Origin of the sequence: Lysinibacillus sp. NPDC097214 (genome assembly GCF_050277945.1) — a bacterium.
In the GTDB taxonomy this organism is placed as follows: Bacteria; Bacillota; Bacilli; order Bacillales_A; family Planococcaceae; genus Lysinibacillus; species Lysinibacillus xylanilyticus_B.
In genome coordinates, this window is sequence record NZ_JBNNSS010000005.1 from 328,389 (window position 1) to 342,526 (window position 14,138).

Sequence of the window (14,138 nt, forward strand, 5' to 3'; positions counted from 1 at the left end):
CAGCGGGTGTCCAAACGCCGCTGAAATAGAGGAACTCAGTCTAAGAACGCCACGTTCGGTGGCACTGCAGGCCTAAACACAAAACCGATTCCGGACGCAATTATGCCGAGGTATAATTGATAAGATGTCCTTGAGGTCAAGCGAGGGATTATAAAACTTGGCCTCAGCTGTGGACGAAAGAATAAATATGATTAATAAAACAAGGTAATATTCACTCTTAGTCATCACTCTCCGTGAATATCAACGGTTCTTCGTTAAGGAAGCGTTGCCAAGCTGAAACCAAAATAGTATAAATGCGGGGGTTTGGCAATAAAATTACCTAACAGCGTTATGAACGAAAGGGGATTGAACTTGGCTTTTTCCATATAAAATGAAAAAAGGAGAGAAAGATGAAAAAACTTTTAGCTTGTATATTAATATGCGCTTGTATTTTACCAAGGGTTATGAACATAAATATTACGATCAACAATAACATTAGAGTAAATAAACAGAATGAATAATTGACAAAAAATGAAAGTAGTAGTAATCTAACAAAAAAACATACGCAACCGTATCTTATTGGAGAGATAACATGCAATTAACGAGGGAAGATTGGATAAAAGCAGGATTACAACAATTAGCTGATGAAGGAATACATAAAGTTCGCATCGAAGCACTTGCTCGATTGTTAAAAATAAGTAAAGGGAGCTTTTATCACTATTTTCGTGACCATCAAGAGCTGTTAGATTCTATGCTCAACTATTGGGAAGTACATGCAACAAAGCTCATTGTTCAAAGTATGGAGCAACAGGATGCCTCTTTAGAGCAGCTATTACAAATTAGTTTTAATCGAGATAAAAAAATGGAGATTGGTATTTATACTTGGGCAAAATATGATCCTGTTGTTGCAGAACGCTTAGTGGATATTGAAGAACAAAGAATTTCTTGTGTTGCGAAATTGTATCAAAAAAAGGGCATAGACAATGCTGAATCGATTGATAGAGCGAGACTTGCTTATTTAACGTATGTAGGATGGATGACAAGGTTTGAAGAAAATCCTAATTTTGATATTGATAAAATGGTTGATCTTTTAACTTCTTTCAGCGGTTAGCCAAATATCAGCTGAAATAGAGGAATTCAGTTTAAGAACACCACGTCCTTTGGCAATTTATCTGTACGAAAGCGAAGCGATAGCAACAACACACGACTGTCGCTTCGCCTTTTCACAAAAAACATCATGCAGAGGTATAATTGATTATTCGATAATAAATTTCCCATAAGGTTATAAAACCTGAAGGGACAAAATTTTTACTATAAACATACGCTTGTGTATGTTTTGGTTGAATTAATACATAGGGGGCGAGTAAATGAAATTAATTTTATTATTAGTAGCTGTAGGGCTTCTGTGGTTTATCAGTTTGTTACATATTTATTGGGCTTTTGGAGGTCGTTGGGGTTCTGCAGCTGCTATCCCTGTAAAAGAAGGAGAGCAAAAACCTGCTTTTACTCCTAAAAAATGGGGAACATTATTCGTAGCTATTCTTATTCTACTGGCTAGTGTCATTATTGTTGTTCAAGGAGGTTATTTGCACGGGTTCCAAGCAAATGGTTTATCTATAATCGGAAGTATTGTTTGTGCTTTCGTTTTCATTATTAGGGCAATTGGTGAATTTAAGTATGTTGGATTTTTTAAAAAAATAAAGCACTCACAGTTTGCTAGATACGATACTTGGTTTTACAGTCCATTATGTTTATTTTTGGGAATTGTCTATATTATTTTGTTGTTTTAACAAATTTCGATGAAAGCTCAAAAAGTTTCGGTAAAATGAGGTTTTGTTTCGATAAAAGCTCAAATAGTTTCGATAAAGAGCGATTTTGTTTCGATAAATCTTCAAAGTATTCCTATAAAACGAACGAAAGGAGCTTTAACGATAAAATTTATGTTTCAATTTGAGATTCCTAAAGGTGAAATCATCTTTCCATTCAACTATACATGGTTATACCGAGATGTATCTAACATTCTCTCAAATGCATTAAAATATAATTCACCAGGAACACCTGTACGATTGAAGCTTTTAACAACGGAAATAGGGATTGAAAATTAGAAATGAAAATATATAAAAACATTAGTAATAACTAGGGAGAATTTATAGGGGGAAACAATAATGAATCAAACGATTTACTTACTCCGTCATGGGGAAACGGAATTTAATACACAAGGACGATACCAAGGAGAGCTCGATTCTCCATTAACAGAAGTGGGAGTACAACAAGTACAACAAAACGCACAAATGCTGAAAAGTTTAATTGGAAATCCTAATGAATGGAAAATTGTGTCGAGTCCATTAGGAAGAGCGATGCAAAGTACTGAAATCATTTGCGAAACAATAGGATATGATGTGAAAAAGGTTGAAAAAGATGAACGATTAACTGAGGTTGCTGTGGGACAATGGGCTGGGTTAACAACGAAAGAAATTGAAAGTTCTTGGCCAAATCTTTTTCAAAATTCAGATGTGTATAACTGGTATTTTAATGCGCCTAATGGAGAAGCTTATGACACGGTAGTGAGCAGACTAAGTGCTTGGTTAAAAGACATTCAACATGTACCAAATGTGATTGCTATTTCCCATGGTCTAACAGGTCGTATTATACGAGGAATTTATGCGGATTTAAAAAAGGAAGATGCACTGAAGCTAGAAGTGTCTCAAGATATATTTTTTAAATTAACGGATAAAACAATCACAAGAATATGTTCGGATTTTGATGATGTTTATCTTCATTTATAATGTTTTTTCACGAAAGTGTAGCGACAGGTACAGAAGACTCCTACCTTTGAAAGTGGAGATGAATGAAGATAAAGTCTCCTGACCCAATTACGCCAAGGCGAAATTAATTAAAAAAACTTAAGAAATTCTTCATAAATTTCCTACAGGAATATTCATAAATGCCTCCTATTATAATGTGTGGGGGGCGTTTTTTTATGAAGAAATTTGTCGTATTTTGTATTGTATGTGCGGCAGCATTCTATTTTTATTATACAAATAACTCAACGGAACAAACGGAAATAGAGCTACCTTCGTTGCATAGTAAAAATGCGTTGTTGCTGAATGAAAAAGGAGAGGTATTATTCGAAAAAAATGCAGATGACATTATTTATCCTGCATCATTAACGAAAATTATGACAGCGATTGTTGCCATTGAAATGACTAATGATCTGCAGAAGCAAACAATTGTTGAACCACAAACGATTTCTAAATTTACTGCTCAAAATGCTTCCATGGCTGGCTTTAAGGCAGGAGATTTTGTGACGATAGAGGATTTATTATATGGTACATTGCTTGCTTCTGGGGCGGATGCTACAGGAACACTTGCGGATGCGATTGCAGGTAGTGAAGAATCATTTGTGACATTAATGAATAATAAAGCACATGAATTAGGGTTGAATGATACTCATTTTGTGAATGCCAGCGGATTACATGATCCTGCTCATGTCTCCAGTGTACGAGATATTAGCAAGCTGTTTCGTTATGCTATTGAAAATCCTATCTTTTATCAAATTTTGACTTCAAAAAGCTATAGTACTCATGTGCCTAATGAATTAACGATAACAAGCTCACTTTTGACGAAAATACCAGGGGGAGAAGGTGCAATATTGGGAGGGAAAACGGGCTATACACCTGAAGCGGGTCTTTGCTTAGCGTCAATAATCGAAAAAGATGGAAAACGATATATATTCGTGACGACGAAAGCAGATGGGCAGGCCTGGACACCACCATTCCATATTGAAGATGCTCTAACGGCGTATGATTCGCTGTAGGGAAAAATATGAAAAAATAACAACTTTTTAATCGTTTCAACCGTCTTCTTATAGGGAACACGCATAAACACTTGAAAAAAAGCGTCTTGGGAGCCTTTTTTCGAAACATATGGGATAGCTATCACGGTATTAAGCTTGGGAATACAATCGATCCGTTTGATTTAAGAGGGGAGGTGTTATGTGATCATTGAAAGTTTTTTAGAAAAGAATAAGCAAACAATTCAACAATATGCTGTATTTATTACCTGATTTCCGTTTCGGTTGGGCGACTCTAGGAAATAGCCCAGCCGAAACGGAAATCAATCCTACGTTATGGCGTGTTCCATTTTTATTCACAAAAACTAGTTGATTCCTACTATTTCCAGGCACAATCTATTAATCTATAATTAGAGTCGAATTCTATACTTTAATAGAACAAGCACATGAGAAAAGACATGTGTGATGAAAAGGTCGGTGTAGAACAATGAAAAAACTGTTATCCTTTGCAATTATTTTGACATTTTTAATTAGTTTTGTGTTTGTAGATAATAAATCTGCAAATGCTGAAGGTACATCCGTTATTCAATCAGTAGCTAAAGACACAGCAGTTTATGCAGAACCTTCCGTAGAAAGCACCGAAATCGGTCAAATAACGAAAGGTAGTTATGTAACAGCTACACCTGTAAATAAGAAATGGACTCAAATTAAAGTACAACAGCTAGAGGGATATGTAGAAACGGCAGCATTAGCAAGCACTACATCTGAAAAATATTTAGTGACGCAAAAAGGTGGCACAACTTTATTTACATATCCTAGTCCAAATGCACAAAAAGCGGGACTGCTTAATGAAAACAGTATTATCTTTGTATATGGATCAGCACCTGGAGGTTGGTCATTTGTCCAATACGGTCATCAAACAGGCTATGTTGCAACAAATTCTTTAAAGACACCTGTGGCAACAAAAAAACGAGTAAATGCTGCTAATGGCGCTGTGCTTCGTTTAACTGCTAGCCCAACTGGCGAGGTTCTTGGTACGATTGCCAATAAAACAGTCGTTCAGCAATATACAACGCTAGTTGGCTGGGCCTATGTAGAAGCAGGTGAACAAAAGGGCTATGTGAAAGCTTCAGAGTTGGCGAATTTTCAAATACCTGGTAATGGAATATACAATAAAGGTGTACCAGTAGCGAAAGGGGAAAAGAAGCGTGTGGCTTTAACATTCGATGATGGGCCAGATGCAAAAGTTACCCCACAAATTTTAGCGACTTTAAAGAAATATGATGCAAAGGCAACATTTTTTATGGTTGGACCAAATGCCTCTAAAAATTCAGCAATCGTAAAGAAAGTTTATGAGGCTGGACATGAAATAGGCAATCATACATGGAACCATTCAAAGTTAACAGGCTTATCGACAGCCAATGTTAAACAAGAGGTTGATCGAACTAGCAATGGTATTTATGCAACAATCGGTCAATATCCAACGGTTTTCCGTCCACCATATGGTGCAACGAATGATAAAGTTCGTTCTGTCATTACAATGCCTTCTATTCTATGGTCAATCGATACATTAGATTGGAAGCATCACAATGCTGAAAAAATATTAGCGTCAGTGAAAGCGTCAGTGAAAGATGGTAGCATTATTTTAATGCATGATATTCATCAAACGACAGCAAATGGTTTGGAAAATGTAATTCTATACTTGCAAAAGCAAGGCTATGAATTTGTAACTGTTAGTGAAATATTACAATAGTCAAGAGCCATAAAAGTAGGCCGTGCAACTGTCTAATAAAGACAATTGCACGGCCTCTTATTTTATAAAGTTGATGTGATCTATTTCCTATACCTGAAAAGGGAAGCAGGGAGACTGAACAAAAGCAACCGTCTCCAAAATCGTTTGTATGCGGCGAGTTGTGAAAACTAAGGTCGATAATAGGATTGGCTCTAAACTATGAAAATGGCTTTATTCTCGTTATCATTATATTTTTAATTTATAAAGATTTGGAGGAATAGGAATGAATGCAAATCAGAACCTTTCACAGTGCATAAAGATAAGACCATTAACGATAAATGATTATGAAACTGTCTTAAAATGGAGTAAGGATGACTCTTTTTGTTCGGCCAATGGATGGGAATTAAATAGAAGTCCCGAAGAACTATATAGATGGTGGCTCAATTGTGTTAACAATGTAGCTGAAGATTTTATCCGAATGGGTATATCGTTTAACGATAAATTAGTTGGATATGCAGATTTAGCCTGTATTAAAAATAAAACTGCTGAGTTAGGTATTGCAATTGGTGAAAGTGGGCTGTGGGGAAAAGGGATTGGATTTACTTCTGCCATATGTATGATGGAGTTTGCCTCGAAGAAATTAGGAATGACAACTTTTAATGCAGAAACACACGAAGCTAATGTTCGCTCTCGAAAAATGCTTGAAAAGATAGGATTTAAAGAAATTAGTAGATTAGGTAGTGGTGAATTCTTAGGGATGAACAGCCAACTAATACAATACAAACTAAATTTATAACGGGGAAACCTTAGTTTAAAGGTTCCCCCATATTTTCTTGCTTTATTTAAATAAATTAATAGTCGTAATAATAATTGGAATACCAAATACGTCGATTAAAAATGCTCCTACAATTGGTACGACAAGAAATGCTTTCTGCGATGGACCGAAGCGTTGGACAACTGCTGACATATTAGCCATTGCATTTGGCGTTGCCCCTAAACCGTGTCCGGCAAAACCGGCAACCATAACCGCAGCATCGTAATTTTTTCCAAGTAACTTAAACAATACAAAAATACTAAATACGACAATGAAGAATACTTGTGCGAAAACAATGATGAATAGTGGAAGTGCTAAATCAGCGATTTCCCATAATTTAACACTCATTAGCGCCATAGAAAGGAAGATCCCTAATGTTACATCGCCGATTAAAGAAATACTTTTCATGTTTATCGCTTCAGGTTTTACTTTATCCATAATATTGCGCACTAGTACAGCTACAAACATTGCACCAACATAGCTAGGTAGTACGAAGCCAGTAGCTTCTGAGAATAATGTTCCAACATATGTACCTACTGCCATACAGAACGTGATGAATAATACTTGTGTAAAGAATGAATCGGATGTAATTTGTTCATTTTTATTTTCAAAATCAACTTCTTCAGTTTCTTGTTCATCTGGCGTTAAATTGTATTTACCAACTAAGTATTTTACAATAGGACCACCGATTAAGCCACCAGCAACTAACCCACATGTAGCTGCCGCCGCACCAATTGTCATGGCTGATGAAATACCTAAGTCTTCTAATGTTTGTCCAAATGCTGCAGCGGCACCATGACCGCCTTCCATAGAAACAGCACCAGCCATCATACCGATTAACGGATGAATCCCCATTAGTGATGCAAGTGACACTCCAATAACATTTTGCATTAAAGCTAGGAAACCACAAGCCAACCAATAAATAACTAATAATTTTCCACCAAGCTTCACAAGTTTAAAACTTGCCCCTAGACCAATTGTTGTGAAGAAAGTAATCATAAATAAGCTTTGTAATGACGTATCAAGCGAAATTTCTAAGACGTCAGTTGTCTTTAGGATAGTTGCTAATGCGGCGAATAGTAAGCCACCAACAACAGGCGCCGGAATACAAAACCTTTTTAAAAAACCGATTTTATTGATGAGCCAGCTGCCCAATGCGAATAGCGCAACCGCTAGAAATACTGTTGTAATTTGATTGAATTCAATCATTAACCTTGCCCCCTAAGTAAGTTATTAAGTGCTTCATAAACAAAATAAGCACCTAATTTAACTGTGTGTCCGTTCTCATCCAGTGAAGGATTTACCTCACAAATATCAAAAGAATGTGTATTTGGGTGCGAAGTTACTTTTTGAAGTATTGTGCGTACAGTTTTTGGATCTAGTCCAAACGGTGATGGAGCACTAACTCCCGGTGCAAATGCAGCGTTTAGCACATCCATACATAGCGTTAAAAGAATATAATCATGATTATCCATAAATCGCTGAAGATCATGCAAGATTTGCGCCATATTTTCTGGCGTCAGATTATCTTCTAACACATAATTTACATTCAACTCATTAGCTTTATCAAATAGCTCTTTTGTATTGCCATAACGTTGTATGCCTAAAACAAAGTAGTCGGCATGTGAATCCTGCTCTAAAATCTGACGGAACATTGTACCAGACGATGGTTGCTCATCATATGATCGTAAGTCGAAGTGAGCATCGATATTGACGATCCCGATTTTCGCATCTTTAGATAACGCTGTGCGAACGCCTAAGTAATGTCCGTATAGTGTTTCGTGTCCACCGCCCAGCACGACACATTGTAATTTTTTATTTAGCAATGTTTTGACAATTTCACCGAGCTCACGCTGTGCTTCTTCTAAAGCATGGTTTAGACAAAGAACGTTACCAACATCTATAATTTGCTGTTCATCATTAAATGTCCAAGGTAGGCTAGATAATGCTTCACGCAGAGCATTAGGAGCACTTGCTGCGCCTACACGTCCCTGATTACGACGTACACCTTCATCACAAATAAAGCCAACAATTCCGGCATGCTGATTATCTGAAACGCTTACATCATTAATAGGAATTCTTTTCACTTTTTGATGTAAACGAAAACTACTTGAATTAGTAGTTGAATCTATACGGCCTTTCCATTGTTTTTGATCTGTCATTGTATACATATCAGTGTCAACTCCGTTTCCAATATTATTGCGGTGAAAATATTGTTTATGAATAGATTATATATTCGCATAATTATAATTTCTAATATATAATTATTATTAATCTATAGCTTAAAACTATAAATGAGGAGGAAGTTGTTGTGGATTTTAAACAATTACAATATTTTATAGCAGTTGTGGGGCAGATGAATTTCTCGAAGGCTGCTGAAAAAATGCATATTTCTCAGCCTTCTCTAAGTAATGCTATTAAAAAATTAGAGCAAGAAGTTGGTTCACCGTTACTTGAAAGGAATACGAGAAATCTGCAATTAACAGAAGCAGGCGAGCTTTTATATGAACGAGCAAAAATTATATTGAAAAACATGGAAGTTTTAAAAATAGAAATGGATGAGGTCATTGTACGTGGCACAAGCGAAATAACGATCGGCATTATGGAATCGATTAAGCATTGGCTCCCAAAAGTCATTACAGAGTATAAAAAAGAGTATCCACAAATGATGATTCATCTAGTAGATATTTTAGGGAGTAAGCGTGTCGAAAAATCGCTCAAAAGCTATAAAACACATTTAATTATTACAAATCAAATCATGGATGATGAGGATCTCGAAGTTACCTGCTTATATGAAGAGAGACTTGTAGCCGTTTTACCATTAAATCATCCATTAGCTGAGAAGGAGAAGCTGACGATCGCCGATTTAAGTGAAGAGCCATTTATTATTAGTACAGAGGGCTTTCAAACGAGACAAGACATTTTAGATGCATTCGAAAGGGCTGACAAAAACATTAATATTCAATTTGAAATTGAACGTTTTGAGACTGCGGTGTCTCTTGTTCGTGAAAATTTAGGGATTACCATTTTACCTGAAAATTATTTAAAAGGTCCAACGGCTAAAACGATTGTACAAAAAGAAATAGATTGTCCCAATTTACGACGAAATGTGTATGTAGTGTCTTTAAAAAATCGTCATTTACCTTTGGCTATTCGTCATTTGCTTACTGATATTATAAATATAGGCAAAACGCTTTAGAATGTTAAAAATTGATTAATTGAGAAGAGTAACTTCCTTGAATGAGAAGTTACTCTTTTTTTATCCTACTTTTCGTAAGAAGTGGCTCATCTAATGCCCCTAGGGAAAGCCCAGTCAGAACGGAAATCAACCCCACGCTATGGATGATGAGCTAAAGAAGAAAAACAGGTAACTATGAATATATCAAGTCATAAAATTTTTAATCAAAAGAAGCTATTCTGATCCGAAGTTACATATTATGGCAAAATAGTTTTTTGACTGAAGTTTTATTATCGTAATGATATTTTTTATCTGCTCGACACACTGTCTTAAGTATGAATTTTCCCTATAATTCAAATTTTCGTTTAATAGACATTGATTTACAGGAAATATAGCGGTAACATTTAATGTAAGAATAAAAATGAATATTCATTCATTTAGCATTTTGATGTTCAAACAAAGGGGGCTTTTTTATGAACTTTTCTTATAGCGAAAAAGTAGTAGAACTGCAAGAGAAGCTGACAAATTTTATGGAGGAATACATTTATCCTAACGAGAAAGTATATGCTGCACAGGTAGAGGCAATGGAGGATCGTTGGGGAGCGATTCCACCAATTATGGAGGAATTAAAGCACAAGGCAAAAGAAGCGGGCTTATGGAATTTATTTTTACCAGATAGTGAATATGGTGCAGGTTTGACGAATTTAGAATATGCACCTTTATGTGAAATAATGGGACGCTCTTTACTTGCTCCTGAAGTGTTTAATTGCAATGCGCCAGATACAGGAAATATGGAAGTGCTTGTGCGATACGGCTCAGAACAGCAGAAAAAACAATGGCTAGAGCCGTTATTACGTGGAGAAATACGTTCTTGCTTTGCGATGACTGAGCCTGCAGTCGCGTCTAGTGATGCAACAAATATTGAGGCAAGTATTGAACGTGATGGTGATTATTATATTTTAAATGGACATAAGTGGTGGACAACAGGAGCTGGAGATCCTCGCTGTAAAATCGCTATTTTTATGGGGAAACATAAAGATACTACAGCACCTATTCATGAGCAACAGTCGATGATTTTAGTGCCGATGGATACTCCTGGAGTAAAAATTGAGCGTATGCTTACTGCATTTGGCTATGATCACGCACCAGAAGGACATGGCGAGGTGACGTTTACGAACGTTCGAGTACCTGTTGAAAATATATTGTGGGGAGAAGGCAAAGGCTTTGCGATTGCACAAGGTCGTTTAGGCCCGGGGCGTATCCATCACTGTATGCGTCTGATTGGAGCCGCTGAACGTGCATTAGAGGAAATGTGTGTGCGTGTAAGTGAGCGACGCGCTTTCCATCGAGCACTCGCGGACCAAGGTGTGATACGCGAGCGTATTGCGGAGTCCCGTATTGATATTGAGCAGGCAAGGCTCTTAACGTTAAAGGCAGCGTATATGATGGACACAGTAGGGAATAAAGAGGCGAAAGCAGAAATTGCCATGATTAAAGTAGTGGCGCCGAATATGGCATTAAGAGTGATTGACCGAGCGATTCAAGCATTCGGTGCTGCTGGGGTAGGACCTGATACGACGCTTGCTGCACAATGGGCAAATTCCCGCACATTACGATTAGCAGATGGACCGGATGAAGTGCATCGTAACACAGTTGCCAAGCTGGAGCTTAAGAAGCATGCCAATAAACATGAGGAGCTGGTGAAATGACGGTACTAGATTTATTTAGCTTAAAGGGGAAAACGGCTATCGTAACAGGGGGAGGACGTGGTCTTGGCGCTCAAATCGCACAAGGCTTTGCCGAAGCAGGTGCCAACGTTGTACTTTGTTCAAGAAAGGTTGAGGCATGCGAAGAGGTTGCGGCAGAATTAGCTGAATTAGGGGTACTAACATTAGCTCTTGCTTGTGATGTGACAAAGCCAGAGGATATCGCGAATGTAGTGTCAAAAACGCTTGAAACATTCGGCCAAATTGATATTTTAGTCAATAACAGTGGAGCGTCTTGGGGTACTCCTGCTGTTGAAATGCCATATGAGGCTTGGCAAAAAGTCTTCGATGTTAACGTCAATGGTACATTTTTAATGACACAAGCTGTTGGTAAAATAATGCTAGAACAAAAGAGCGGAAAAATTATCAATATCGCTTCGGTTGCAGGGCTTGGTGGTACATTACCTGAATTCATGGATACAATTGGCTATAACGCAAGTAAAGGAGCGGTCATTACGCTAACAAAAGATTTGGCCGTAAAATGGGGGCCATATGGCGTCAATGTGAATGCGATTGCCCCAGGATTTTTCCCAACAAAAATGTCAAAAGTCTTAATTGAGCGCGGACAAGATTATTTAATGGGCGCGACGCCGTTAAAACGTTTAGGAACAGAAAATGACCTAAAAGGCGTTGCATTATTTTTAGCCGCGGCTGCCTCAGATTATATTACGGGCGATGTCATAGTTGTAGATGGCGGTATGAGCTCTATCATTTAAGGGAGGGGTAAAATGGATACGATACAAGTAAGGGCAAGTGAACGTATAGATGAAGTGAAATTACACTCATTTTTAAAGAGCCAATTTCCAGAATTACCAGAGGGGAAGCTAGAAATTTCACAGTTTAGTGCTGGACATTCAAATTTGACTTATTGCCTAAAAGTAGGCGAATTTGAAGTGGTTCTGCGTCGACCGCCACACGGACCAGTCGCCAAAAAAGCGCATGACATGAAACGTGAGTTTACGATTATATCTGCATTACATCCATTTTTATCTGCAATACCTAAACCGTATGTGTACGTTGAAGATCGAGATATTATCGGCAGTGATTTCTTCCTAATGGAACGTAAAAAGGGTATTGTACTTGATACTCATTTCCCATCTGGCACTGAAAATACGGAGGAATTAGGACGTCTCATTTCGGAAAAGATGGTTGATTCACTTGTAGCCCTTCATGCAATCCCATATAAGGAAACGCAACTAAAGGATATGGTGAAGCCAGAAGGATTTATGGAACGGCAAGTACTTGGATGGATAGAGCGCTATGACAAAGCGAAAACGGCAGAGCATGCTGAAGTAGCGATGTTGACAACGTGGTTAAAAGACCATGTGCCTTCTAATAGCGAAGCAACGATCATCCATTATGATTACAAGCTTAATAACGCCATGTTTTCCAGCGATTACTCTGAAATGATTGGTCTTTTTGATTTGGAGATGACAACTGTAGGGGATCCATTAGCAGATTTAGGTGTGGCCATGAGCTACTGGATGCATGCAGATGATCCAAAAATGCTGCTATACGCATTTGGAGAACCACCAATCACGACTTTATCAGGGTTTTATACACGTCAGGAATTCATTAAACGATATGCAGAGAAAAGCGGACGTGATGTTTCGGCCATCGATTATTATATTACATTTGCCTATTTTAAATTAGCTGTAATTTGTCAGCAAATCTATTATCGATACGTCAATGGTCAAACAAAAGACGATCGTTTTGCACAAATGGATAAAATGGTAGCTGCATTAATTCATCAAGCTTCCAAGGTGCTATAAATATAAAAAAATGATGGTTGCTATTTCAGCTTGTCGAGGAAGGAGATGCTACATTTTAAGTAGTATCTCCTATTAAAGTTCTTTAAGGATATTCATTTGAAAGTGTAATTCTTTAAAAATATTGAGTTTATTTTTTATTCAGGTAATCCTTTACCTTATTCGCTTCTTCATAAGGGTATTGATACTCCAAAATATCAGCTACTTCAATAGCTACTTGTTCAAATAAACAAATCATTTCAAAAAGAGAATTCCATACGTGTTCATAATCTCCATTAGGGTACGTCTTCATTAACCTTTCCCATATGTCCTTCGTAACATATCGCTCAAGATACTTACTGTTTTTTCCTACACTCAATGAAAATTTGGTTTCTATACCAACTTTCCATTCAAACATTGTAAGTAACATTTCTCTCGCATTATTTAAATGTTCATATGCGTAAAGTATTTCTTCTCTCCATAACCCTTTGGCTACATTAGTAGAAATCCACCAAAATTCATTACAACAATCAGCAAAAAAGACAGAGGATGGTTTTTTAACCCAATATTCTTTATCTGTTGGTTCAGCCAGTTTAGGCATATTTCCATCTTTATCTAACAGAATAATTGTCAGTCCATCTTCAGAACAATATTCACCTTTTTCCTCAATAGGAATAAGCATTAAATCAATTCTATTCCCATCTTCAAACAACATTAGGTATGTGAATCTTCCATCTAATTCAGGTGGAATTAACTCCATATCCTCTGGTGTTTGCATTATTATCCTTTTCCCAAAAACGTCTACCCAATCAGGATTATTTAAAAACGACTGTAAATCTGATACAAGATAAACAATATCGTAATCTCTTAGATTATCTTTTGGCACATTAGAGTTTGCTCTAGAACCATTCATTCCAACAGCTCTTACTCTATCATCTTCATTAGCCACTTTTAATATTAATTGCATCATTTCTTTTTCTAAACGCATTCTTCATTCCTCCTGAAATGTAAAATATATGTATTTGTATTTTTGTAGGAGGACCTAATTAATATTGAATAAAGTTATATAAAGTGCTACATCATTAAAATTCTCCATTTTCTAGATCAAAATTTCTTTAGTGAAAACAA

14 protein-coding genes are annotated in these 14,138 nt (G+C 36.9%); 11 read left to right on the forward strand and 3 right to left on the reverse strand.

Features of this window, described 5'->3' with window-relative positions; genetic code table 11:
• Window positions 1-571: 571 nt before the first annotated feature.
• The 7 genes from ACQKMI_RS14165 to ACQKMI_RS14195 all read left to right on the forward strand — a co-directional run bounded on the left by ACQKMI_RS14165 (window position 572) and on the right by ACQKMI_RS14195 (window position 6,300).
• Window positions 572-1,090 carry a TetR/AcrR family transcriptional regulator gene (locus tag ACQKMI_RS14165; RefSeq protein ID WP_427489892.1) on the forward strand — a complete coding sequence of 173 codons (519 nt, stop codon included), beginning with the start codon at window positions 572-574 and terminating at the stop codon, window positions 1,088-1,090.
• A 256-nt stretch (window positions 1,091-1,346) separates the two neighbouring features.
• Entirely contained in the window at window positions 1,347-1,769 is a 423-nt protein-coding gene (locus ACQKMI_RS14170) for a DUF3995 domain-containing protein (protein ID WP_427489894.1), read from the forward strand.
• Between the two features lie 150 nt (window positions 1,770-1,919).
• Window positions 1,920-2,084 (forward strand): hypothetical protein, encoded by a 165-nt coding sequence (locus tag ACQKMI_RS14175; RefSeq protein ID WP_427417083.1) that lies wholly within the window; start codon window positions 1,920-1,922, stop codon window positions 2,082-2,084.
• A 60-nt stretch (window positions 2,085-2,144) separates the two neighbouring features.
• The gene (locus tag ACQKMI_RS14180) at window positions 2,145-2,765 is read left to right on the forward strand and encodes a histidine phosphatase family protein (RefSeq protein WP_427489896.1); all 621 of its coding nucleotides are present in this window, start codon (window positions 2,145-2,147) and stop codon (window positions 2,763-2,765) included.
• Window positions 2,766-2,959: 194 nt separating this feature from the next.
• Window positions 2,960-3,796 (forward strand): D-alanyl-D-alanine carboxypeptidase family protein, encoded by an 837-nt coding sequence (locus ACQKMI_RS14185; RefSeq protein ID WP_427489898.1) that lies wholly within the window; start codon window positions 2,960-2,962, stop codon window positions 3,794-3,796.
• Window positions 3,797-4,259: 463 nt separating this feature from the next.
• Complete coding sequence (locus ACQKMI_RS14190) at window positions 4,260-5,525, forward strand: polysaccharide deacetylase family protein (RefSeq protein WP_427489900.1); 1,266 nt, start codon at window positions 4,260-4,262, stop codon at window positions 5,523-5,525.
• A 262-nt stretch (window positions 5,526-5,787) separates the two neighbouring features.
• Window positions 5,788-6,300 (forward strand): GNAT family N-acetyltransferase, encoded by a 513-nt coding sequence (locus tag ACQKMI_RS14195; RefSeq protein ID WP_427489902.1) that lies wholly within the window; start codon window positions 5,788-5,790, stop codon window positions 6,298-6,300.
• Between the two features lie 42 nt (window positions 6,301-6,342).
• Here the strand turns inward: ACQKMI_RS14195 and gltS are convergent, their stop codons facing one another.
• Together gltS and hutG are read right to left on the reverse strand one after the other, a co-directional pair.
• Window positions 6,343-7,527: a sodium/glutamate symporter gene (gltS, locus tag ACQKMI_RS14200; RefSeq protein WP_427489904.1), complete on the reverse strand. Its 1,185-nt coding sequence runs from the start codon at window positions 7,525-7,527 to the stop codon at window positions 6,343-6,345.
• Window positions 7,527-8,489 carry a formimidoylglutamase gene (hutG, locus tag ACQKMI_RS14205; RefSeq protein WP_427489906.1) on the reverse strand — a complete coding sequence of 321 codons (963 nt, stop codon included), beginning with the start codon at window positions 8,487-8,489 and terminating at the stop codon, window positions 7,527-7,529. Before hutG ends, gltS begins: the two co-directional genes overlap by 1 nt.
• Window positions 8,490-8,629: 140 nt before the next feature.
• Here hutG and ACQKMI_RS14210 point away from each other — a divergent pair, with 140 nt between their 5' ends.
• The 4 genes from ACQKMI_RS14210 to ACQKMI_RS14225 all read left to right on the forward strand — a co-directional run bounded on the left by ACQKMI_RS14210 (window position 8,630) and on the right by ACQKMI_RS14225 (window position 13,034).
• The gene (locus ACQKMI_RS14210; RefSeq protein ID WP_427417090.1) at window positions 8,630-9,517 is read left to right on the forward strand and encodes a LysR family transcriptional regulator; all 888 of its coding nucleotides are present in this window, start codon (window positions 8,630-8,632) and stop codon (window positions 9,515-9,517) included.
• A 452-nt stretch (window positions 9,518-9,969) separates the two neighbouring features.
• Window positions 9,970-11,205, forward strand: a complete 1,236-nt coding sequence (locus tag ACQKMI_RS14215; RefSeq protein WP_427489908.1) for an acyl-CoA dehydrogenase family protein — start codon at window positions 9,970-9,972, stop codon at window positions 11,203-11,205.
• On the forward strand, window positions 11,202-11,978 hold the full coding sequence (locus ACQKMI_RS14220) for an SDR family oxidoreductase (protein WP_427489910.1): 777 nt from the start codon (window positions 11,202-11,204) through the stop codon (window positions 11,976-11,978). Before ACQKMI_RS14215 ends, ACQKMI_RS14220 begins: the two co-directional genes overlap by 4 nt.
• 12 nt (window positions 11,979-11,990) lie before the next feature.
• Window positions 11,991-13,034, forward strand: coding sequence for a phosphotransferase family protein (locus ACQKMI_RS14225; RefSeq protein ID WP_427489912.1), 1,044 nt, complete (start codon window positions 11,991-11,993; stop codon window positions 13,032-13,034).
• Between the two features lie 127 nt (window positions 13,035-13,161).
• Here ACQKMI_RS14225 and ACQKMI_RS14230 read toward each other — a convergent pair whose 3' ends face one another.
• Window positions 13,162-13,998, reverse strand: coding sequence for an aminoglycoside 6-adenylyltransferase (locus ACQKMI_RS14230; RefSeq protein ID WP_427489914.1), 837 nt, complete (start codon window positions 13,996-13,998; stop codon window positions 13,162-13,164).
• Window positions 13,999-14,138: the final 140 nt, after the last annotated feature.

Bases quoted from the DNA above. Each gene is read 5' to 3' on its own strand.
- ACQKMI_RS14215 (WP_427489908.1), top strand. From the start codon at position 9,970: ATGAACTTTTCTTATAGCGAAAAAGTAGTAGAACTGCAAGAGAAGCTG.
- ACQKMI_RS14180 (WP_427489896.1), top strand. From the start codon at position 2,145: ATGAATCAAACGATTTACTTACTCCGTCATGGGGAAACGGAATTTAAT.
- ACQKMI_RS14170 (WP_427489894.1), top strand. From the start codon at position 1,347: ATGAAATTAATTTTATTATTAGTAGCTGTAGGGCTTCTGTGGTTTATC.
- ACQKMI_RS14220 (WP_427489910.1), top strand. From the start codon at position 11,202: ATGACGGTACTAGATTTATTTAGCTTAAAGGGGAAAACGGCTATCGTA.
- ACQKMI_RS14230 (WP_427489914.1), bottom strand. From the start codon at position 13,998: ATGCGTTTAGAAAAAGAAATGATGCAATTAATATTAAAAGTGGCTAAT.
- ACQKMI_RS14225 (WP_427489912.1), top strand. From the start codon at position 11,991: ATGGATACGATACAAGTAAGGGCAAGTGAACGTATAGATGAAGTGAAA.
- ACQKMI_RS14165 (WP_427489892.1), top strand. From the start codon at position 572: ATGCAATTAACGAGGGAAGATTGGATAAAAGCAGGATTACAACAATTA.
- gltS (WP_427489904.1), bottom strand. From the start codon at position 7,527: ATGATTGAATTCAATCAAATTACAACAGTATTTCTAGCGGTTGCGCTA.
- ACQKMI_RS14195 (WP_427489902.1), top strand. From the start codon at position 5,788: ATGAATGCAAATCAGAACCTTTCACAGTGCATAAAGATAAGACCATTA.
- ACQKMI_RS14190 (WP_427489900.1), top strand. From the start codon at position 4,260: ATGAAAAAACTGTTATCCTTTGCAATTATTTTGACATTTTTAATTAGT.
- ACQKMI_RS14185 (WP_427489898.1), top strand. From the start codon at position 2,960: ATGAAGAAATTTGTCGTATTTTGTATTGTATGTGCGGCAGCATTCTAT.
- ACQKMI_RS14175 (WP_427417083.1), top strand. From the start codon at position 1,920: ATGTTTCAATTTGAGATTCCTAAAGGTGAAATCATCTTTCCATTCAAC.
- hutG (WP_427489906.1), bottom strand. From the start codon at position 8,489: ATGTATACAATGACAGATCAAAAACAATGGAAAGGCCGTATAGATTCA.